Below are 20729 nucleotides of genomic sequence, written 5' to 3' on the forward strand. Positions count from 1 at the left end.
GGCGCCGGCTCGTCCGGCGGCAAACCACAGCACATCAAGAGGTAGGCATGCTGAGCTTAGGCAAGATCGATCACATCCACATCCGCGTCAAGGACGTGGCCGTCGCGCTGAAATGGTACCAGCGGGTGCTGGGCATGGTGCCCGACGCGCGCTACAAGACCGACGGCGAGCACAACAACGCCATGCTGGCCAACGCCAGCGGCAATGTGCGCCTGGCCATCAGCGAGGACGCGGACGCCGCGCCGTCCGACTCTCAGGGAGCGGTCGCCTTCGTGGTGAGCGGCCAGGAGTTCGTCGAATGGATAGACCAGCTGGCCGGCGAGCGCGTCACCAACCGCGAAGGCCAGACCATCGCCCGCGATTCGGTGCACGACCACCGCTTCTTCTGCGCGCTGTCCTTCGTCGATCCGTTCGGCAATCCGTACGAGATCGTCAGCTACGACCACACCTGGCTGGTGGGCAAGCTGAAGCTGGGCGGCCAGTTGGCCGTTTGATCCGAATCGTTCAAGACACCCGCCGCGAGCGGGTGTTTTTTTCATTGGAGCAGGCCATGACGCACTATCTGGTCGATAACCCCTCCCCGGAGGAGGTGGCGGCGCTGCCGGGGCTGACGCTGCTGGAGTTCGGCGTGGACTGGTGCCCGCATTGCCAGGGCGCGCAGCCCTTGCTGGCGCAGTTCCTGTCCGTGCGCCCGCAGCTGCGCCATCTGGCGGTGGAGGACGGCAAGGGACGGCGGCTGGGGCGCTTGTACGGCGTCAAGCTGTGGCCCAGCTTCATCCTGCTGCGCGACGGCGTCGAGGTTGGCCGCGCGGTGAGGCCGCAGAGTCTGGATGATCTCGAGGCGCTGCCCGCCGGCGCGTAAATGGTTTTGACGCCGGCTTTGCGCGGATGGCCTCCGCTTTTAGCCGGTTTTTAAGCGTATTTGGATATCTTGCATGTCCGTCCCGCCAAAGGGCGTCGCAAGGGGCGATGCCTGGCCTGGGCATGGTCTGGAGATATCCATGTTTGAAAAAGGCAAGAGCTACACCCGCGAGGAAATCCACGCGGCGGTCGGCGGCAACAAGCATTCCTACTTGCCGCGCTACAAGGGCAGGGTGGTGGCCGCCTGCCTGCGTCCGGATCTGAACCCGGACGCGCCTGAAGTGATCCTGTGCAATTCCTGCCCGCCGGAGCGCGCGGCCGGCGAACAACTGGCGGATCAGGATGGCGCGATTCCGGTATTTCTGAAAGACGGCGCGGGCAGCTGGAAATACCAGGGCCAGTTCCGCGTGGCGGACAGCGAGACGCATCCGGACGCCTGCGCGCCGCATGCCGCGCGCAGCGCTTGGACCCGAGGCCAGATCAAGCGAGTATTGAGAATGGAGCGGCAGAGCTAGAGCTGAACGATGCGCTGCTTTGGGTGCGGATCGGATGCCTTTGGGCATCCGATCTATCTTCATGCTCAGGCTGGAGCTTTGATGCCCAGCCGCCACAGGCTGGTGATTTCGGCCCGGCGCGCCGCGCTCAGGCCGTCGGTCTGCTCCACCGCTTTCTTGTGGCTGGGTTTGACGTCCAGCCTGCCCAGCACCGCGAGGCCGGCCTGGTCTATCCATTGCAGCAGCTGTTCGCGCGAGCGCAGGCCCAGGTGCTCGGCCAGGTCGGACAGGATCAGCCAGCCTTCGCCGCCGGGCAGCAAGTGCGCCGCCAGGCCGTCCAGGTAGCCGCGCAGCATGGCGCTGTCCGGGTCGTAGACCGCGTATTCGATCGCCGAGCTGGGTTTGGCCGGCAGCCAGGGCGGGTTGCACACCGCCAGCTGCGCCCGGCCTTCAGGGAACAGGTTGGCGCGCCGCAGCTCCACCTGGCTGTCCAATTGCAGGCGTTGCAGATTGTCGGCGGCGCAGGCGAGCGCGCGTTCGTCCTGATCGGTGGCGACGACGCGGGCCACGCCGCGCTTGGCCAGCAGCGCCGCCAGCACGCCGCTGCCGGTGCCGATGTCGAAGGCCAGCTCCGCGCCCGGCAGCGGGGCGTCGGCCGCAAGGTCGACGTATTCGCCGCGTATCGGCGCGAACACGCCGTAATGCGGATGGATGCGCGCGGCCAGCGCCTTCACTTCCACGCCTTTCTTGCGCCATTCGTGCGCGCCGATCAGGCCCAAGAGCTCGCGCAGCGACACCAGCGACGCTTCGCCGCCCTCGCCGTAAGCCTCCAGGCAGGCCTGGCGCAAGTCGGGCGCGCGGCGCAGCGGGATGGCGTAGTCGGCGTCCAGCGGCAGCACCAGCCGCGACAAAATCTGCGCGCGTCGTCCCTGGGCCTGGCGGTGCAGGTGGAACGATTCCAGCGGGGTGGCGCCGGTTTTAGCGCCCTTGCGGTCCACGCGCCGCGCCAATGCCTGCAGCAGCTGGCGGGCGTTCTGGTAGTCGCCGCGCCACAGCAGGGTGCCGCCTTCGCAGGCCAGCTTGTAGGCGGCGTCGGCGGACAGGCTGTCGTCGGCGATCACGATGCGCTTGGGCGGCGGCAGGCCGGCTTCGGAGCGCCAGCGGGCGCTGCGCTCGGCGCCGTCCTCCTGCCAGTGGGCGATGGGGTGCGCTGGGGCGGCGGGCTGCGGAGTCTGGGTCATGTCGTGCGTCGGATAAGGTTGGCCAAGGGCGAAGCCGCGTCAGCGCAGGGCCAATGGGCTGCGACTCGCCGCGAGGCGGCGGGCTTTGGTGTGCGGGACTGCGGGGAAGGGCTGAATGGTAAACGCAACGAGGCCATCCGTCATCAGGAAAACGCGCCGGTCCGCGCGGGCGGTCCGGCGCGATGTGGGGCTTATTTCAGCTTGACGCCCCAGTTGTCTTCCACGCAGCGCTGGTAGTTGCCGGCCTGCAGCGCGCTGTACGGCGTCTGGTAGCTGACCAGCTGGCACTGGTAGTCGTGTTGCCACTGCCAGTCTTTTTCCCAGTAGATGTTGTAGGCGGCGGAGCTGGCGGAGGTGAAGCGCTGCATATTGGCGCAGGACAGCTGTTCGTTGCCGTAGTCCCAGCCCAGATCGTGGGCGAACTGCTTGTAGTAATCGATGCGGTTCTGCGCGGCCTGGCGCTCGGTGCCGCCGCCGCATTCGCCGTTGATGATCTGGATGGTGGTGGCGAAGTTGTTGCCGGCGCCGGCGGCTTTGTCGGCGGCGTTGGGCACCCAGGTGCCGTCGATCACGTGCAGCATCGAGGGTTTGGGCGGTTGCGGGTAGACGAAGAAGAAGGTGGCGGAAGCGAGGTTGAGCCAGGTGCTGGCCACCAGGTCCGGGTTCTGCAGCAGCACCGATTGGTCGCCGTTGTTCATCGCCTGCGAGAACGGGCCGTAGTTGTAGTTGTACGACAGTTGCTTGGCGCCGCGGCCGTAGTATTTTTTCCAGCTGCCGTCCGCGTTTTTGCCGCAGGTCCATACCTTGTTGAAGACCGGATCGTTGCATTCGGTGTTGTAGCCGCAGGCGCTGCCGCTGTCGGTGCAGCCCATCTCGCGCAGGTAGGCCAGGCCCTGGCGCCATTGCGGCACGGTGTCGCTGGCGTCGTGGTTGCCGGTTTCCTGGCCGAAGTGGGCGAACATGGTGGCCAGGCTATGGCGGCAGATGGCGTCGGCGTCGCGGCCGTCGTCGCAGACGCCGGGGAATTTGGCTACCGCCTGCAGAAAGCGGGTGTAGGTGTAGCTGGGGTCGCGGCGGCTGAAGTAGTAATCCCATTTGGCCGATGGCAGCAAGCGCTCCACGCGGCGCACGTTGGCGGGATTCGTGGCGCGGCCGGGCGTTACTTGTTCCACCTGGTCATTGGGCAGGGTGCGGATGGACGCCTTCACCTTGCGGAAGAAGTCGTTGTTGGTGAGGTCCGCTTCGTGTTGCAGCGCTTGCTGCAGTGTGGGAATGGGCGGCGCGGCGTCGTCCAGCTTGCGCAAGGTTCCGCCGACATGGGCGACCCACGATCCCTTGGGATTGGCGCCCGGGGCTTCGCCGCGGGTGGGCCATTTGGCCTGCCAGTCGCGGCCCTGCCATTGGACGGTCTGGCCTTTTTGATAGGCTGCGCCGGCGTTCCATGGAGCGGCGAGCGCGGAGCCCGTAAGCAGCGACAGGACAAGGGATGCGAATAATTTCATATCGGTTCCTCGATGGTGGGGCATGCCGGATGGCACGTAATACCACTATGGAACCAATATGAAGTATGTCAAATGCAAATCAATGCCGCTAGTTCAATCCGTAGAGGAAGCGCCAGGCGGCGAGGGGCCAGAGCCGAGGCTGGCCGATGCGGAGCGCACAGGGCCGAAAAAACGGCCGCAGGCGCTCAGCGGCGGTGGTGCGACGGACGCGGGCCGGCGCCGGGGTTGGCGGTCGGGTGGCGGAAGTTGATGCGACCCTTGGTCAGATCGTACGGAGACATTTCCACGGTGACGCGGTCGCCCAGCAGCACGCGGATGCGGTGCATCTTCATCTTGCCGGAGCCGTAGGCCAGGATCTCCATATTGTTGTCCAGTCTCACGCGAAAGCGCGACTCGGGCAGCATTTCGATGACGACGCCTTCCAGTTCGATCATGTCTTCCTTGGACATAGCGTTTCCTTTCTCATACGGTAATGAAATGGCTTCGCGCGGCTGTCGATTCGACTGCCGCGGCGAGGCGTTTTAGCTTCAGTTCGGTGACCTTGCGGGATGGGCGCTAGGCGGGCCCAAGAGGCGAGGCTAAGCGTCGGGCCGCGCGGGGCTCGACAGCTGAAATCCAGAGGCAAGCCGGTATTGTACCGCCAAGCGGGCAGACTGGTCAGCTGTTTTGTTCTCATCGCGGAAAAAAGCGCTCAGCCGGCGCTCGCCTGCTGCTCGCAGGCCAGTTGGCCGACACGCACCAGCGCGGCCAGATAGCGTTCGTCCAGCGGGTAGCAGCAGGACAGCCGCATCGCGTTGCGGTAGCGGCCGCCGGGCGAGCTGAGCGGGCCGGGAATCAGGCTGATCTTCTCGGCCATCGCGGCGTGGAACAGCGCCACGCTGTCGCAGCCTTCGGGCAGTTCCAGCCAGATCAGAAAGCCGCCCTGGGGCTGGGTGGCGCGGGTTCCGGCCGGAAAATGGCGGGCGATCAGGCCGCGCACCTTTTCCACATGGGCGGCGTAGCGGCGTTTCAGCGTGCGCAGATGGTGGTCGTAGCCGCCGGACTCCAGGAACGCGCCCAGCGTTTCGGCCAGCACCGCCGGCTGCGCCACCGACGAGGCGAACTTCAGCTTGCGCAGCGCCGCGCCGAAGCGGCCGCCCTCCATCCAGCCGATGCGGAAATCCGGCGCCAGCGTCTTGGTGTAGCTGGCGCAGACGATGATCCAGCCGTCGTTGTCGAAAGACTTCACCGCCGGCGCCAGCGTGTCGGAAAACTGCAGCTCGGCGTACAGCGCGTCCTCGATCAGCGGCACCTTGTGCTGGTTGACCAGCCGCGCCAGCCGTTTCTTGTTCTCTAGAGGCATGCAGCAGCCCAGCGGGTTGTGGACGTTGGGCATGGCCACCAGCGCCTGGATGCGCCCCTCGGCCAGCAGCACTTCCACCGCGTCTATCGACAGCCCGGTCTGCGGGTCGGTGGGAATCTCCACCGCCTTCAGACCCAGGCTGGCCAATAGCGGCAGCAGATTGAAGTAGGTGGGCGATTCCAGGCCCACCGCGTCGCCGTGGCGGGTGACCGCGCGCAGCGCCAGTTGCAGCGCCTCCATGCAGCCGTGGGTGAGGATGATGTCGTCCGGCTGCAGCGTCATGCCCAGATCCATGCCGCGGCGCGCGATCTGCGTGCGCAGCTTCTCCGGGCCGGGCGGCAGCGCATAGGTGCTGACCATGCCGGGCTGGCGGCGCAGGATCTGGCCCATCAGCCGCGCCAGCTTGTTGCCGGGGTAGAAATCGCCGCCGCGCGGGCAGGCCAGGGCCAGATCGATGAAGCCCTCGCTCTGTTGCGCCTGCAGCACGGTGCCGATCAGATCCAGCACCGCGTGCTTGGTCGGCGAGGCCGGGCTGCTCTGGGTGCCGGCCTGCCTGGCCGGCGACGGCAGCCGCGCGCGCACGTAATAGCCGGATTGCGGCCGCGCCTCGATCAGGCCGCGGTCTTCCAGCACGCGGTAGGCGCTGACCACGGTGTTCAGGCTGAGCTGGCGGTTGTGCGCGGTGCGCCGCACCGACGGCAGCCTCGACCCCGGCGGCAGCGTGCCGCGGCTGATCGCCAGCGACAGATCGTCTGCCAACTGCTGGTAAAGGGTGGAGGCGCTGTTCTGCATCGTCGGCTTTCGGCGGGGGAGAAGTACAACGCTCATCATAGTGGATGGTGACAGTTGCTGAAAAGATCAATCTGTAACCAGATCAATAATGGATTTTTGAATCTGTATCCATAAGGACGGTCCGCATAGCATGTGGGAGTGGGCAAGGGCTTGTCGCCGCTTGCCGTTTCGCCGGAGAACCGCCATGCCAGAATTCGCCTTGCTGTCCTATGTCGCCCTGATGTCCATCACCCCGGGCCCCAACAACCTGATGCTGGCCTCGTCCGGCGTCAATTTCGGCTTCCGCCGCACCGTGCCGCACATGCTGGGCATCAGCCTGGGCTGCGCGCTGCAGGTGTTCATCGTCGCCATGCTGCTGGCGCAGATGCTGGGCTGGCTCAGCGCCTGGCGGCTGCCGCTGGCGGTGGCCGGCTGCGTCTATTTGCTGTGGCTGTCATGGCGGATCGCCCGTTCCGGCCAGCCGGAGGCGCGCGAGCAGGCTCGGCCGTTGGGCTTCGTCGGCGCGGCCTTGTTCCAGTGGTTGAATCCCAAGGCCTGGGTGATGGTGTTGAATGCGTCCATCCTGTTCATGCCGGCAGGCGAAGGCGGCCGTTGGCTGGCGGCGTCGCTGCTGGCGCTAGCCTTCGCGGTGGTCAATCTGCCCTGCATCAGCGTGTGGGCCTGGGGCGGCGAAAAGCTGCGGCGCTGGCTGGCCGCGCCTCGCGCCTTGCTGCTTTACAACCTGACGATGGGCGCGCTGATGGCCGTTACCGCGCTCTGGCTGCTGTATGACGAACTGACGCCTGCGCTCGCCCAGATGGCATGATGTCCTTTTTTGGCAGGTGCTTGTCCGCTTGCGGCCTTATTTCCTGGCGCTATCCGCCTTACGATGCTGTCCATATCCACACCGCCGGGAGAGGCGAAATGAAAAAGACCGCATTGTTGGTGATCGATGTGCAGGAATCCTTCCGCCACCGTCCGTTCTGGACCGAGCAAGACTTGCCGGCCTATCGGGAAGCGCAGCAGGCGCTGATCGCTGGCGCCCAGGCGCGCGGCGTGCCGGTGATCAACATCCTGCACGAAGCGGGCGCGGATGGCCCGTTTTCCGCCGCTTCAGGCCTGGTGCGGCCGCTGGACTGGATGACGCACCAGCCTGCGGCTACCTTCGTCAAGCACGTGCACAATGCGCTGACCGATTCCGGCCTGCAAAGCTGGCTGATCAAGCATGGGATCCAGAAACTGGCCATCTCCGGCATCCGCACCGAGCAGTGCTGCGAAACCACCACCCGCGTGGCGTCCGACCTGGGTTATGAGGTGGACTTCGTCACCGAGGCGACGCTGACCTTCCCGATGACCCATGCCGGCAGCGGCGTCGTTTACAGCGCCGCCGACATCCGCGCCCGCACCGAGCTGGTGCTGGCTGGGCGCTTCGCCACCATCGTCACGGTGGAGGAGGCTTTGAGGCGGATGGCGGACTGATGATGGGTCGGCCCGCGCGGGCGGCGAACGTGCATGAAAGCCGCCGGCGCTTGCCGCTTGACGCTGGCATGTCATAAGGTGTCGTCATTGGATTTGTCTGAATAAGGAGAAAGCATGCCGCAACATGTAGCGGACATTCCGCCCGATGGCCTGCCTGCATATCGGCTGCTGACCGGGCCGGACGATTCGGCCTTTTGCAAGCGGGTCAGCGAAGCGCTCGCGCTGGGCTACCGGCTGTACGGCTCGCCGGCGGCCACTTTCAACGGCGAGCGGGTGATCGTCGCGCAGGCGGTGCTGTGGCCGGGGAGCGACCATGCCGCTGGCTGACATGGCGCAGGCGCTGGCCATCGTGCTGGTCTGGGGCGTGAATTTCGTGGTGATCAAATGGGGCGTGGCCGGCGTGCCGCCGCTGTTGCTTGGAGCGCTGCGCTTCGCGCTGGTGGCGCTGCCGGCGGTGTTCATCGTCAAGCGGCCGGCGCTGCCGTGGCGTTACCTGGCGCTGTATGGGCTGACGGTGGGGGTGGGGCAGTTCGGCTGCCTGTTCTCTGCGATCAAGCTCGGCATGCCGGCCGGCCTCGCCTCGGTGGTGCTGCAGTCGCAAGCTTTCTTCACCCTGTTGCTGGCTCGGGCCTTCCTGGGCGAGCGCTGGCAGGCCAGCCAATTGGCGGGGGTGGCGTTGGCCTTGGGCGGCCTGGCGCTGATAGGCATGGGCAAGGGCGGCGATATGACGGCGCTGGGTTTTGGCCTGACCATCGCCGCGGCCACCAGCTGGGCGGCGTCCAATATCGTGGTGCGCGCGATCGGCCGCGATGGTTTCAAAGTGGAGCCGCTGGGGCTGGTGATCTGGTCCAGCCTGGTTCCGCCTATTCCTTTCCTGCTGCTGTCGTGGCAGTTGGAGGGCGGCGAGCGCATCGAGGCGGCGCTGCGCGGCTTCGATGGGCAGTCGTTGTTCGCCGTCGCCTACCTGGCCTTTGTCGCCACCATGTTCGGCTATGGCTTGTGGAGCCGCCTGCTGGCGCGGCACGCCGCGGCCAAGGTGGCGCCGTTTTCCCTGCTGGTGCCGGTGGTGGGGCTGCTGGCTTCGCACTGGCTGCTGGGCGAGAGTCTGACCGCCGCGCAATTGGCCGGCAGCGGCTTGTTGATGGCCGGTTTGCTGGCGACGGTGTTCGGCGGCAGGCTGCTGGCATTGGCCGCCTCCAGGAGAACCAGCCGTGCGTGACGTTTATTTCGTGCTGTCGCCCAGCGTTTTGCTGCTGGATCTGGCCGGGCCGGCCGACGCTCTCCGCCTGGCGGGACAGCAGGGCGCGGACTTTCGCCTGCATTACATAGGCGCGTCGGAGGCGGTGGACACTTCGCTGGGCTTGCCGCTGGGCGGCTTGGCGCCGTTGCCGGATGCGTTGCCGGAGGGCGCGGTGGTGGTGGCGCCGGGCTCGACGCCGTCCATCGAGGCCTATGCACGGCCGGAGGCGAGGCGCATCGTCGCCTGGCTGGCCGAGCGCCGGCGCCAGCCGGGCATCCGCTGGGCGGGCGTCTGCTCCGGCAGCCTGCTGCTGGCGGAGGCCGGCTTGTTCGACGGCCGCGCCTGCACCAGCCACCATACTCTGTTGGAAAGACTGCGCGCATTGGCGCCGGCCGCCCGGGTGCAGGAGAACCGGGTATTCGTCGCTGACGGCCCGTGCTACAGCAGCGCCGGCATCACCGCCGGCATCGATCTGGCGCTGCATCTGATCGCAGATTTGGCCGATCCCGCGATCGCCCGCGCGGTGGCGCGCGAGATGGTGGTGTATTTCCGCCGCTCGCCGCAGGACCCGGAGCTGTCGCCATGGTTGGCCTGGCGCAACCACTTGCACCCGGCGCTGCACCGGGCCCAGGATTTGATCTGCGCCGACCCGGTGCGGGACTGGCCGCTGGACGAGCTGGCCGCCAAGGTCCATGTCAGTACGCGCCACCTGTCCCGGCTGTTCCGCGACCAGGCCGGCGTTTCGGCGCACGATTACCACCGCGCGCTGCGCCTGGCGCTGGCCGAGCAGTGGCGTTCGGCCGGCCTGGGCAAGGAAAAGGCGGCGCTGTCGGCCGGTTTTTCCTCTGCCAGGCAGATGAGCCGGGCCGCCGCCGCGCATGACTGAGAAGCCGCGCATGCCGTCCGCTTCTCAAGTTTCATCAGTTATTGCCGATGTTTCAGGTTGACGAGCTCCGGGAATGGTTCATACCATTCCATCAACACCTATCGGTAATTGCCATGAATACAGTCCGTCGTACGTCTCGCCTCGCCTTGTTCGCCCTGGTGGCCGGTTTGACCGCCTGCGCCACGCCTGCCCCGCAGACATCCGCGATGTCCGCGTCGATGCCGATGAAGGAGAGCGGCTCGGTGCCGTCAGGCGTCGGCTATGTAGGCTCCGGCGACGAGACAGCCAGCGGCGAGGAGGTGAGGGTGGTGGTCAAGGAGGTCAATCCCTTCCAGCCCATCGTCGTCCGCGTGACCGGCTCCGGCGCCGCGCCTTACACAAACAGCCTGACGCCGTCGCAGCGCAAGCTGCTGGCGATGCGAGCCGCCCGGCTGGACGCCTTCCGCGCGATCGCGGAACAGGTGCAGGGCATGAAGTTGGTCGGCAACAGCTCGGTGTCCAATATGATCGCCAACAGCGATAGCTTCCGCACCTATGTGGACGCCTATCTGCGCGGCGTCACCATCGTTTCCACCGTGATGAAGCCGGACGGCACCAGCGAGGCGGTGGCCGAGATCACGCTGGACCAGGAGTTCTACAAGCAATTCCGCCACTCCATGGAAAAAACCGGCAGCGTGATGCAGGCGTCCAAGGAAACCGGCACAGCCGGCGCGCTCTGTCCGGAAGCCAACTGCGGCGCCACCAAGATCGTGCCGGCCCCGGCGGCCGCGCCGGCGCCCGCCGTCATGACCGTTTCGCCAGCCCGCTACAGCAACAATTTCTACGTGACCCAGTAATGACGCGAATCGCTATCCGCGCCGCCGCCCTTGCGGCGGCATTTGTTTTGTCGGGCCCGTCGCAAGCGGAAATCCTGACCGCCGAGGGCGTGGCGCCGTTGGACAACGGGCCGGTCGCCGCGCGCGAGATGGCGATACAGGACGCGTTGAAGCTGCTCTCCATCAGGCAGGGCGCGCGCATCGAGTCGACGCAGCTGGTCGATGCCGGCCGGCAGGGCGAATCCAGCACGCTGAGGGCCTTGTCTCCAGTGCAAGGCGCGGTGCGGGTCGTCAACGAATACGCGCAAGGCAAGCTGTACCACGTCAAGGTTGAGGTGGATACCGGCGCGGCCAAGGCCGCTCAGGCGCCCGCGCCGGAACGGCGCGGAGACCCGGCCTGCCAGATGCCGGTGGGCCGGTCGCTGAAGCGCAAGCTGGTGACCACGTATTTCGATGTCGCGCATCCGGCCGACGCGTCCGATATGCCTGATCTGGCCACCGCGCTGCCGACTGAGTTGGCGCGCAGGCTGGCGCACAACAGCATGCTGGTGGTGAAGGACGCCAATACCGTGTCGGTGCTAGCCGACAGCCGCATTGCCGAACCGGATGCTGGCTGGCAGGTCGCCAGCCAGCTGGGGCAGCGAGAGAACGTCCAATTCGTGGTGGCGGGCCGGGTGCTGTCCACATCGGTGATGGACAAGGGCGTGCGCAGGTCTTTGTTCGAATCCAACAATACCAGCCAGCAGGGGGTGTTCTACAACGGCCCCTTTGCCGGCATGTTCGGCGCGGGGGTCAAGTATGTGCCCACGCAGCGGCAGTTCGATCTGGAATTCTGGATATACGACGGGCTGACCGGCTCGCTGATCGCCAAGGACAGGGTCAGCGGCATCGTGAGCTCGAAAGGGCCGGTGATTCCTACCATGCCGCAGCCCTTCGCTTCTGTCGCGTTCTGGCAGAGCGACTACGGCAGGCAGGTGGATAGATGGCTGGATAATGTGTCGGACCGCATCGAAAGCGTGATTTCCTGCATCCCGTTCTCCGCCCGGGTGGTGAGGCTGGAGGGCAAGCGCGTTTACATCAACGCCGGCCTGCTGGACGGCATGGCGGTGGGCGACAAGCTGCTGCTGTACAAGCGATCGAGCGGGCAGCCGCTGCGCGACCTGATTTCCGGCCGGGATCTGGGCATGCCGGAGAGCCTGAACGGCGATGTGACGCTGACCCAGGTCCAGCCCAATTTCTCGATAGGCGTGACGCAGGGCAGCGCCCGCGTGGCGGAGGGGGATTACGTCCGCTTCGGAACGGCGCGCTGATGGTGGTTTTTTCTGCCGGAAGTTCCGCTGTTTTCAATTTATTTTTGTATTGATAAGTATTATCAGCTGGTGTTACGGTGCTCCCCGCACTTCGCTTTTCGTCTCAATCGAACAGGGGAAACACCTTGAAACAGCAACTGATGTTGGCCGCCGCGCTGGCGGCCGTGGCCGGCCCCGCGCTGGCCGAGGAAGTGGTGGTATACAGCGCCCGCGGCGAGCAACTGCTCAAGCCCATCGTCGAAGCCTACAAGAAGGAAACCGGCGTCAACGTCAAGCTGGTGTCCGACAAGGAAGGCCCGCTGATGGAGCGCCTGCGCGCCGAGGGCCGCAACAGCCCGGCCGACCTGCTGCTGACGGTGGATGCCGGCAATCTGTGGCAGGCCGAGCGCCTGGGGCTGCTGAAGGCGGTCAATTCTCCTGTGCTGGACGCCAACATTCCGGCCCACCTGCGCGATCCGGCCAAGCAGTGGTACGGCCTGTCCATCCGCGCCCGCACCATCTTCTACAACACCCAGAAGGTGAAGCCGTCCCAGCTGTCCAGCTATGCCGATCTGGCCGATCCCAAGTGGAAAGGCAAGCTCTGCCTGCGCACTTCCAAGAAGGTGTACAACCAGTCGCTGGTGGGCATGATGCTGGCTGAAATGGGTCCGGCCAAGACCGAGCAGGTGGTCAAGGGCTGGGTGGGCAATCTGGCCGCCGCGCCATTCCCTGACGATACCAAGATGCTGGAGGCCATCGCCGCCGGCCAGTGCGAGGTGGGCATCGCCAACACCTACTACTACGGCCGGATGATGGAGAAGTCGCCGAAGCTGCCGGTGGGCATTTTCTGGGCCGACCAGGCGGGCAAGGGCGCCCATGTCAATATTTCCGGCGCCGGCGTGACCCGCCACGTCCGGAACGAGAAGGGCGCGGTGAAATTCCTGGAGTGGCTGAGCTCGGAAAAGGCGCAGAACATGTTCGCCGACGTCAATATGGAATTCCCGGTCAATCCCAAGGTGAAGCCCGACGCCCGCGTGGCGGCCTGGGGCGATTTCAAGCACAACTACATCAACGTCTCCAATGCCGGCGCCCGGCAGGCCGAGGCGGTCAAGCTGATGGACCGCGCCGGCTACAAGTAAGCCGCCGCGATTTGTGTTGAACCGGGCTCGCCGTCTGCCGATGGCGGGCCCGCCGCCGTTGGATCGCATCGCATGCCTTTTACCGTTTCGCGCTGGCGCGCGTCGGCCGCCGCCGCCAGCCTGCTCACTTTGATACCGCTGGCGGTGATCGCCCTGGGCCTGTTGGAGCCAGACGCCGAAGTATGGCGCCATCTGGCGGAGCACACGCTGCCGGAGCTGCTGCGCAACACCTCCGTTCTGCTGCTGGGCGTCGGCGCCGGGGTGCTGTTGCTGGGCGTGCCGCTGGCCTGGCTGACCGCGGTGCATGACTTTCCCGGGCGGCGGGTGTTCTCCTGGGCGCTGATGCTGCCGCTGGCGATGCCGGCCTACGTGATGGCATTCTCCCAGTTAGGTTTGTTCGATTTCACCGGACCGTTCCAGACCTGGCTGCGCCAGGCTTTCGGCAGCTCTTCCTGGGTGCCCGACATCCGTTCGACGCCCGGCGTGGTGCTGGTGCTGTCCCTGGCTTTCTATCCCTACGTCTACCTGCTGGCCCGCAACGCGTTTGCCGGCATGGGGCGGCGCGCGCTGGAGGTCGGGCAATCGATGGGCTTGTCGCCGCTGGCGGGCTTCTTCAAGGTGGCGCTGCCCATGGCCCGGCCCTGGATCGCGGGCGGGCTCGGCCTGGCGCTGATGGAGACGCTGGCCGATTTCGGCACCGTTTCCATCTTCAATTTCGACGCCTTCACCTCGGCCATCTACAAGGCCTGGTTCAGCCTGTTCTCGCTGCCCGCGGCCAAGCAGCTGGCATCCTTGCTGGTCTTGCTGGTGTTCGTCCTGTTGTGGCTGGAACAGCGCGCCCGCGGCGAGCGCGGCTATGTCCAGGCGGGCAGGGCGGCGCCGCTGCCGCGCACCCGCCTGGCCGGCGCGCGCGGCTGGCTGGCTTGCGCTTTCTGCGCGCTGGTCTTGCTGCTGGCCTTCGTCTTGCCTTTCGGCCAGATCCTGGTCTGGGCGGCCGGGCATCTGGCCAGCGATCTGGACGCCGATCTGCTCGACAGCCTGAAGAGCTCGCTGTCGCTGGCGGCGATGGCGGCGCTCTTGGTGCCGGCCATCGCGCTGTGGCTGGTGCTCGCCGGCCGGCGCGATCCGGGCAGCCGGCCGTGGATCAGGCTGGCGACGCTGGGCTACGCGGTGCCGGGCACGGTGCTGGCGGTGGGGGTGTTCGCGCCGGTGGCGGCGCTGGACAATCTGCTGCTCGAGCATTTTGGCCGCTGGTTGCCGGAAGGCGCGTCCGCAGTGTTCAAGGGCACGCTGCTGGTGGTGATGCTGGCCTATGCCTCGCGCTTCCTGGCCGTGGCCCACTCCGCGCTGGACGCGGCGATGCAGCGGATCAGCCGCAGCCAGGAAGAGGCGGCGAACAGCCTGGGCGTATATGGCGGACGGCTGTTGCTCCGTCTGCACTTGCCGCTGCTCAAGGGCGGCATTTTCACCGCGATGCTGATGGTGTTCGTCGACGCGATGAAGGAGATGCCGATCACGCTGATGACCCGGCCCTTCGGCTGGGACACGCTGGCGGTGCGCATTTTCAACCTGACCAGCGAGGGCGAATGGCAGCGCGCGGCCTTGCCCTCGGTGGCCATCGTGCTGGCCGGCCTGCTGCCGGTCTTGCTGCTGTCGCGGCAGAAGCCTGGAGTGTGAGATGGACAAAACGCTTGAATTCGACGCGGTAAGCTTGGCTTTTTCCGGCCGGCCGGTACTGGACGGCATGAGTTTCTCGCTGGAGGGGGGCGAAATCGCCTGCCTGCTTGGCGGCTCCGGCTGCGGCAAGACCACCGCGCTGCGCTGCATCGCGGGATTCGAGGCGCCGTCGGCCGGTCTCATCCGGCTGGAAGGCGAGACGGTGTTCGGCGTGGGCGTGAATATGCCCGCTCATCGCCGCCGGGTCGGCATGGTGTTTCAGGACCATGCGCTGTTCCCGCATCTGACTGCCGCCGACAACGTGGCTTTCGGCCTGTCCGCGTTGCCCCGCGCCGAGCGCAAGGCCAGAGTGGCGGAGGCGTTGAGCCTGGTGGGGCTGGAGGACGAGGCCGCGCGCTATCCGCACCAATTATCCGGCGGCCAGCAGCAGCGGGTGGCGCTGGCTCGCGCGCTGGCGCCCAGACCCAGGCTATTGCTGCTGGATGAGCCGTTTTCCAATCTGGACGCCGAGCTGCGGGAACGGCTGGCGCGTGAGGTGCGCGCCATTCTGAAATCCCAGGGCATCTCCGCCTTGATGGTCACCCACGATCAGCACGAGGCCTTCTCCATCGCCGACCAAGTGGGCGTGCTGCACCAAGGGCGGCTGCAGCAGTGGGACGCGCCGGACGGGCTTTACCATCGGCCCGCCAATCGCTACGTGGCCGGTTTCATCGGCCAGGGCGCGTTTCTGCCGGGCAGAGTGAGCGGCCGCGCGGTGTGGCTGGAGACCGGCGAGCTGAGATGCGACCAGGGCCTGCCCTTCGACGACGGCGCCGAGGTGGACGTGCTGCTGCGGCCGGACGCGGTGGTGCCGGAGCCGGGCAGCCCGCTGCGGGCGAGGGTGGTGGACAGGGTGCTGCGCGGCACGGTCAGCCACTATGCGTTGGAGCTGCTGTCCGGCCGGCGGCTGCTGGCCGAACTGGGCCATGAGCGGCCGCTGGCGGTCGGGGAGATGGTGGGCATCCGGCTGCAGCCCAGGCCGCTGCTGGCGTTTCCCCGGGAATGAGGCTCAGGCGAAAGCCTGGCAGACGTCCACCCACTGGCCGGCGGTGATGTCGCCCAGACGGCCGGGGCTGATCCGCACCGCGCTGTGCACCGCCCCGGCCGCCGGCAGCACCTCGTCGAAAGCCTGGATCGACACGTCGAGGTAGATGGGCAGCTCTCGGGCCAGGCCGAAGGGGCAGACGCCGCCGACCGGGTGGCCGGTGATGGCCTCCACCTCCTCTGGCGGCAGCATCTTGCCCTTGCCGAAGGCGTCCTTGAACTTGCGGTTGTCGATGCGGGCGTCGCCGCGCGCGACCAGGATCACCTCGCGGCCGTCGCTGAGGCGGAAGGCCAGCGTCTTGGCGATGCGGCCGGGCTCGACGCCATGGGCGGCGGCGGCCTCGGCCACGGTGGCGGTGCTGACGTCCAGCTCGATGATGGCGATGTCCGCTTGGCGGGCGGCGAAGAAGGCTTTGACCGATTCCAGGCTCATGGGCGGTTCTCGTCGGGAAAATGGGTGCGGTCCATTATTCCCGATGAGAACCAAAGACGCCAGGCTCTCAGGTCTGGTTGACGATGGCGGCCAGCTTGTCGGCGATGTCTTGCGAGGTGGCGGCTTGTTCTTCGGCGGCGTTGGCGATCTGCACCACGAAATCGCGCATATTGTTGATCTCGTTGACGATGGTCGTCAGCGCCTGCTCGGCGCGCAGGAAGTCGCTCTCGGTGGCGTCCACTTGCTGGCGGCCGCGCTCAATGGCTTCCACGTTCTGCTTCACCTCGTTCTGGATGTCGCGGATCATGTCGCCGATTTCCTGGGTGGCCTTGGTGGTGCGCTCGGCCAGCTTGCGCACCTCGTCGGCCACCACGGCGAAGCCGCGGCCCATTTCGCCGGCCCGCGCCGCTTCGATGGCGGCGTTCAGCGCCAGCAGATTGGTCTGGTCGGCGATATCCTTGATCACGCCTATGATCTGTCCGATGGTGACTGAGCGCTGGCCCAGCGATTCCAGGCTGTCGGCGGTGTCGCGCACCATGCCGCCGACGTTTTTCATGCTGCCGCTGGTTTCGTTGACGATGACGGCGCCTTTGCGGCCTTCGTCCAGCATCAATTCAGCGGATTCCGATGCCGATGTGGTTTGCACGGCTACGTTCTGGATCGTGGCGCTCATCGCCTGCATGTTTTCCGACAGCTCGTTGACGCGGGCCTCCAGAAACTCGCGCCGCTGATTGCCCTGTTCCTGCAGTTTCTGGGCGCGGATTTCGGAGGACACATCCTGGAAACTGGCCATGAAGCACAGCAACTGGTTTGGGTTTGCCGAATCCCAGATTGGAAATACCTTGGTTTCGAACATCACCTCGCCGACGGGAATCATCGCGACGTGCTGATCGATCTTGCGGCCGGCCAGGTCGGCCAGAATGCGGCGGTTGTGTTCCGGATCCCGGTGGAACTGGTGGATGCTGTGGCCGTGGGCGTGGTTGACGTCGACGCCGGCGCGGAACTTCTGGTTCATCATGTCGCGATGCTTGCCAAAGGCTTCGCGCGCGGTCTTGTTCATGTAGAAAATCACGTTGTCGCGGCTGGTGTCGCACAGCATGATCAGATTGTCCGCATGGTCCAGCACGCTTTCCAGCTGGCGCACTCGGCGCGCCGCGTCTTCGGCCTTGTCCGCCGTCTTTGTGAAGCCAAACATCCCAGTCTCCCGCTACGTGTTTTTACTGAATTTGTTATTTTGGGTTTGGTTGACGTGGCAGGTAAAAGCAAGCTTTTTCTGGGTTTTGGTCAAGTTGTATGCATTGATTTTAAAGAAAAATTTATTCATCCAGCGGTAGTTGCAAGGTCTCCTTGACCTCTTCCATCACCACGTAGCTCTTCGACTCTTTCGCCGACGGCAGCTGCAGCAGAATGTCGCCCAGCAGCTTGCGGTACATCGACATGTCAGGGATGCGCGCCTTGATCAGGTAGTCGAAATCGCCGGACACCAGATGGCACTCCAGGATTTCCGGAATGCTCATGATTTCGCGGCGGAAGGCGTCGAAGATGTTGCCGGACTTGGCCTCCAGCTTGATTTCGACGAACACCAGTAGCGAGCCGCCCAGCGCGTGCGGATTGAGGCGGGCGTAATAGCCTTCGATGATGCCGTCGCGCTCCATGCGCCGCACCCGCTCGGTGCAGGGGGTGGTGGACAAGCCTACTTTTTCGGCCAGCTCGGTCATGGCGATGCGGCCGTTTTTCTGCAGGATGCGCAGGATTTTCCGGTCCATCTTGTCCAGTGCTTTCGCGGCGGCGAGAATTGGCTTCATGTTTTCACTATTTATATGAGAAAGATTTGAGAAAGATCATTTGATTATTATCAATTTCAGTGAAAAAAACCAGATGTCAATGCATATACTAGCGGAATTCACTATCTGGTAGTGGCAAGACTACAAACGGAGACAGAAATGAAGGTAATCGTGCTGGGCGGCGGCGTTTTGGGCGTATCCACCGCGTGGTATCTGGCCAAGGCCGGCTGCCAGGTGACGGTGCTGGAGCGCCAGGAAGGCGTTGCGCTGGAAACCAGTTTCGGCAACGCCGGCCAGATCTCCCCCGGTTACTCCGCGCCGTGGGCGGCGCCCGGCATTCCGTTGAAGGGGCTGAAGTGGATGTTCCAGCGTCATGCGCCGCTGGCCATCAGCCCGGACGGCAGCCTGTACCAGCTGCAGTGGATCGCCAAGATGCTGGCCAACTGCAATGAAAAAGCCTACGCGGTCAACAAGGGCCGCATGATGCGCCTGGCCGAGTACAGCCGCGACAAGATCAAGGAACTGCGCGCCGAAACCGGCCTGCAATACGAAGGCCGCCAGGGCGGCACGCTGCAGCTGTTGCGCAGCCAGGCCCAGGTTGAGGGCATGGCCAAGGACATCGCCGTGCTGCGCGAATGCGGCGTGGACTTCAACGTGCTGGACCCGGACGGCTGCGTCCGCGTCGAGCCGGCGCTGGTGGCGGTCAAGCACAAGCTGGCCGGCGGCCTGCAGCTGCCCAATGACGAAACCGGCGATTGCAATCTGTTCACCAGCCGCCTGGCGGAGCTGGCCCGCGCCAAGGGCGTGGAATTCCGCTTCGGCGTGACGGTGGACGGCATCGAGAACGACGGCAAGCGCATCACCGGCGTGCGCGTCGGCGATGAACTGCTGCGCGCCGACCATTACGTGGTGGCGATGGGCAGCTACTCGCGCGACATGGTGAAGGACCTCGGCATCGATATTCCGGTCTACCCGGTCAAGGGCTACTCGCTGACCGTGCCGATCACCAACCCGGCCGGCGCGCCTACCTCCACCATCCTGGACGAAACCTACAAGGTGGCGATCACCCGCTTCGACGACCGCATCCGCGTCGGCGGCATGGCCGAGCTGTCCGGCTACAACCTGGAATTGAACCCGCGCCGCCGCGAGACGCTGGAAATGGTGGTGGGCGATCTGTACCCGAACGGCGGCGACATCAAGGCGGCCAGCTTCTGGACCGGCCTGCGCCCGATGACGCCGGACGGCACGCCCATCGTCGGCGGCACCCGTTTCGCCAACCTGTCGCTGAACACCGGCCACGGCACGCTGGGCTGGACCATGTGCGCCGGCTCCGGCAAGGTGCTGGCCGACCTGATCACCGGCGCCAAGCCGGAAATCAGCGTGGACGGCTTGTCGATGCAGCGCTACGCCAAGCAGGGCGAAACTCTGGTGGTGCCGGTGATCCGTCCCGCGGTGCAAGGGGCCTGATCCGATGCGTCCATTGATTGCGACGATACGGCTGGACCATCTTCGCCACAATTATCTGCTGGCGCGCGCCGCCCACGGCGGCAAGACGCTGGCGGTGCTGAAGGCCAATGGCTACGGCCACAACGCGGTACGTTGCGCCCAGGCGCTGGCCGACATCGCCGACGGCTTCGCCGTCGCCTGCCTGGAAGAAGCGCTGCAGCTGCGCGCCGCCGGCGTGGCCGCGCCCATCCTGCTGCTGGAGGGGGTATTCGAAGCGGCCGAGCTGGCCGAGGTCGAGAGCCATCGCTTGTGGCTGGTGGTGCAGAGCGAGAGCCAGCTGCGCATGCTGGAGGAAGCCAATCCGGCCGAGCCGTTCCGCGTCTGGCTGATGCTGGACAGCGGCATGCACCGCGAAGGCTTTTTGCCGCAGCATTACCGCGCCGCTTGGCAGCGGCTGCGGGACAGCGGCAAGGCGGAGAGCATCGTCAAGATGACCCATTTCGCCCGCGCCGACGAGCCGGGGGTGCCGATGACCCAGGCGCAGATAGAAGCTTTCGACGCCGCTACTGCCGATTTGCCGGGGGAGGAGAGCATGGCCAATTCCGCCGGCCTGCTGTGTCATCCGCGCGCGCGCCGCGACTGGGGCCGCGCCGGCATTGTACTGTACGGCGCCAGTCCCTTGCCGGCGGGTTATCCGCAGGGCGATGGGTTGAAGCCGGTGATGCGTTTGAGCAGCCGGATCTTCGGCGTGCGAGAGCTGGCCGCCGGCGAGCCCATCGGTTACGGCAGTAATTTCGTCACGGATCGCCCGACACGGGTGGGGCTGATCGCCTGCGGCTACGCTGATGGTTATCCGCGGCTGGCGTCCAGCGGCAGCCCGGTGGCGGTGGACGGCCGCCGTTCGCGCATCATCGGCCGGGTGTCGATGGATATGATCACCGTGGACCTGAGCGATCTGCCCGAGGCCGGCATCGGCAGCGAGGTGGAGTTGTGGGGCGACGCGGTGCCGGTCAACGAGGTGGCTGCCGCCGCCGGCAGCATTTCCTATGAATTGCTGTGCAATATCAAGCGTGCCCACTTCGCATTCGAATAAGTTTTTGCTGATCTTCTGAAAGATATTTCAGAATCAAACGACTAAGGGACAAGCCCGGCCATTGGCCGGGTTTTTTATTTATATTGCATCTTGTGTTGCGTCGGCGCCGCAAGGCTGGCATCAAGCTTGGGTAATTTTGTCATTATTTGATAGT

Annotated in this window: 22 protein-coding genes; 15 read left to right on the forward strand and 7 right to left on the reverse strand. The window is 65.6% G+C overall.

Translation table 11 applies throughout. The annotated features are described in order from the left end of the window. Nucleotides 1-47 precede the first annotated feature (47 nt). The 3 genes from VA599_RS12600 to VA599_RS12610 all read left to right on the forward strand — a co-directional run bounded on the left by VA599_RS12600 (nt 48) and on the right by VA599_RS12610 (nt 1376). Entirely contained in the window at nt 48-494 is a 447-nt protein-coding gene (locus tag VA599_RS12600) for a VOC family protein (RefSeq protein ID WP_021478912.1), read from the forward strand. Nucleotides 495-550: 56 nt separating this feature from the next. After that, the gene (locus tag VA599_RS12605) at nt 551-862 is read left to right on the forward strand and encodes a thioredoxin family protein (protein WP_104946820.1); all 312 of its coding nucleotides are present in this window, start codon (nt 551-553) and stop codon (nt 860-862) included. 139 nt (nt 863-1001) lie between these two features. Further along, the gene (locus VA599_RS12610) at nt 1002-1376 is read left to right on the forward strand and encodes a DUF6697 family protein (RefSeq protein WP_346788848.1); all 375 of its coding nucleotides are present in this window, start codon (nt 1002-1004) and stop codon (nt 1374-1376) included. Between the two features lie 65 nt (nt 1377-1441). Here the strand turns inward: VA599_RS12610 and VA599_RS12615 are convergent, their stop codons facing one another. The 4 genes from VA599_RS12615 to VA599_RS12630 form a co-directional block, all read right to left on the reverse strand. Further along, nucleotides 1442-2596 (reverse strand): 50S ribosomal protein L11 methyltransferase, encoded by a 1155-nt coding sequence (locus tag VA599_RS12615; RefSeq protein WP_346788849.1) that lies wholly within the window; start codon nt 2594-2596, stop codon nt 1442-1444. Between the two features lie 191 nt (nt 2597-2787). Next, complete coding sequence (locus VA599_RS12620; protein WP_346788851.1) at nt 2788-4098, reverse strand: glycoside hydrolase family 19 protein; 1311 nt, start codon at nt 4096-4098, stop codon at nt 2788-2790. 185 nt (nt 4099-4283) lie between these two features. Next, entirely contained in the window at nt 4284-4547 is a 264-nt protein-coding gene (gene infA, locus VA599_RS12625) for a translation initiation factor IF-1 (RefSeq protein WP_021478917.1), read from the reverse strand. 242 nt (nt 4548-4789) lie between these two features. Further along, a complete protein-coding gene (locus tag VA599_RS12630) occupies nt 4790-6232 on the reverse strand; it encodes an aminotransferase-like domain-containing protein (protein ID WP_021478918.1) in 1443 nt (480 codons plus the stop codon). A 184-nt stretch (nt 6233-6416) separates the two neighbouring features. Here VA599_RS12630 and VA599_RS12635 point away from each other — a divergent pair, with 184 nt between their 5' ends. From VA599_RS12635 to VA599_RS12680, 10 genes are all read left to right on the forward strand, one after another. Continuing rightward, on the forward strand, nt 6417-7037 hold the full coding sequence (locus VA599_RS12635) for a LysE family translocator (RefSeq protein ID WP_021478919.1): 621 nt from the start codon (nt 6417-6419) through the stop codon (nt 7035-7037). Nucleotides 7038-7135: 98 nt separating this feature from the next. Further along, on the forward strand, nt 7136-7690 hold the full coding sequence (locus VA599_RS12640) for an isochorismatase family protein (protein ID WP_221668708.1): 555 nt from the start codon (nt 7136-7138) through the stop codon (nt 7688-7690). A gap of 114 nt (nt 7691-7804) precedes the next feature. Continuing rightward, nucleotides 7805-8017, forward strand: coding sequence for a DUF1737 domain-containing protein (locus tag VA599_RS12645; RefSeq protein ID WP_021478921.1), 213 nt, complete (start codon nt 7805-7807; stop codon nt 8015-8017). Further along, nucleotides 8004-8909: an EamA family transporter gene (locus tag VA599_RS12650; protein WP_021478922.1), complete on the forward strand. Its 906-nt coding sequence runs from the start codon at nt 8004-8006 to the stop codon at nt 8907-8909. The genes VA599_RS12645 and VA599_RS12650 overlap by 14 nt, the downstream gene beginning before the upstream one ends. Next, nucleotides 8902-9816: a GlxA family transcriptional regulator gene (locus VA599_RS12655; protein WP_231178801.1), complete on the forward strand. Its 915-nt coding sequence runs from the start codon at nt 8902-8904 to the stop codon at nt 9814-9816. Before VA599_RS12650 ends, VA599_RS12655 begins: the two co-directional genes overlap by 8 nt. A 113-nt stretch (nt 9817-9929) precedes the next feature. Further along, nucleotides 9930-10652, forward strand: coding sequence for an LPP20 family lipoprotein (locus tag VA599_RS12660; protein ID WP_231150688.1), 723 nt, complete (start codon nt 9930-9932; stop codon nt 10650-10652). After that, nucleotides 10652-11941: a flagellar assembly protein T N-terminal domain-containing protein gene (locus VA599_RS12665; RefSeq protein WP_346788854.1), complete on the forward strand. Its 1290-nt coding sequence runs from the start codon at nt 10652-10654 to the stop codon at nt 11939-11941. Before VA599_RS12660 ends, VA599_RS12665 begins: the two co-directional genes overlap by 1 nt. 125 nt (nt 11942-12066) lie before the next feature. Further along, nucleotides 12067-13059, forward strand: coding sequence for an extracellular solute-binding protein (locus tag VA599_RS12670; RefSeq protein WP_346788856.1), 993 nt, complete (start codon nt 12067-12069; stop codon nt 13057-13059). Nucleotides 13060-13131: 72 nt separating this feature from the next. Beyond that, a complete protein-coding gene (locus VA599_RS12675) occupies nt 13132-14736 on the forward strand; it encodes an ABC transporter permease (protein ID WP_346788857.1) in 1605 nt (534 codons plus the stop codon). Nucleotide 14737: 1 nt separating this feature from the next. Continuing rightward, a complete protein-coding gene (locus VA599_RS12680; RefSeq protein WP_346788859.1) occupies nt 14738-15781 on the forward strand; it encodes an ABC transporter ATP-binding protein in 1044 nt (347 codons plus the stop codon). Between the two features lie 3 nt (nt 15782-15784). Here VA599_RS12680 and VA599_RS12685 read toward each other — a convergent pair whose 3' ends face one another. From VA599_RS12685 to VA599_RS12695, 3 genes are all read right to left on the reverse strand, one after another. Then, nucleotides 15785-16252 carry a YbaK/EbsC family protein gene (locus tag VA599_RS12685; RefSeq protein ID WP_021475684.1) on the reverse strand — a complete coding sequence of 156 codons (468 nt, stop codon included), beginning with the start codon at nt 16250-16252 and terminating at the stop codon, nt 15785-15787. A gap of 67 nt (nt 16253-16319) precedes the next feature. Beyond that, nucleotides 16320-17447 (reverse strand): methyl-accepting chemotaxis protein, encoded by a 1128-nt coding sequence (locus VA599_RS12690; RefSeq protein ID WP_021475685.1) that lies wholly within the window; start codon nt 17445-17447, stop codon nt 16320-16322. Nucleotides 17448-17568: 121 nt separating this feature from the next. Beyond that, nucleotides 17569-18057 (reverse strand): Lrp/AsnC ligand binding domain-containing protein, encoded by a 489-nt coding sequence (locus VA599_RS12695; protein WP_104946833.1) that lies wholly within the window; start codon nt 18055-18057, stop codon nt 17569-17571. Between the two features lie 138 nt (nt 18058-18195). Here VA599_RS12695 and VA599_RS12700 point away from each other — a divergent pair, with 138 nt between their 5' ends. After that, nucleotides 18196-19503: a D-amino acid dehydrogenase gene (locus VA599_RS12700; RefSeq protein WP_346788862.1), complete on the forward strand. Its 1308-nt coding sequence runs from the start codon at nt 18196-18198 to the stop codon at nt 19501-19503. Nucleotides 19504-19507: 4 nt separating this feature from the next. Beyond that, on the forward strand, nt 19508-20575 hold the full coding sequence (gene alr / locus VA599_RS12705) for an alanine racemase (protein ID WP_346788864.1): 1068 nt from the start codon (nt 19508-19510) through the stop codon (nt 20573-20575). Nucleotides 20576-20729 lie beyond the last annotated feature (154 nt).

It is taken from the genome of Chromobacterium indicum, assembly GCF_039708975.1.
GTDB classification, from domain to species: domain Bacteria; phylum Pseudomonadota; class Gammaproteobacteria; order Burkholderiales; family Chromobacteriaceae; genus Chromobacterium; species Chromobacterium piscinae.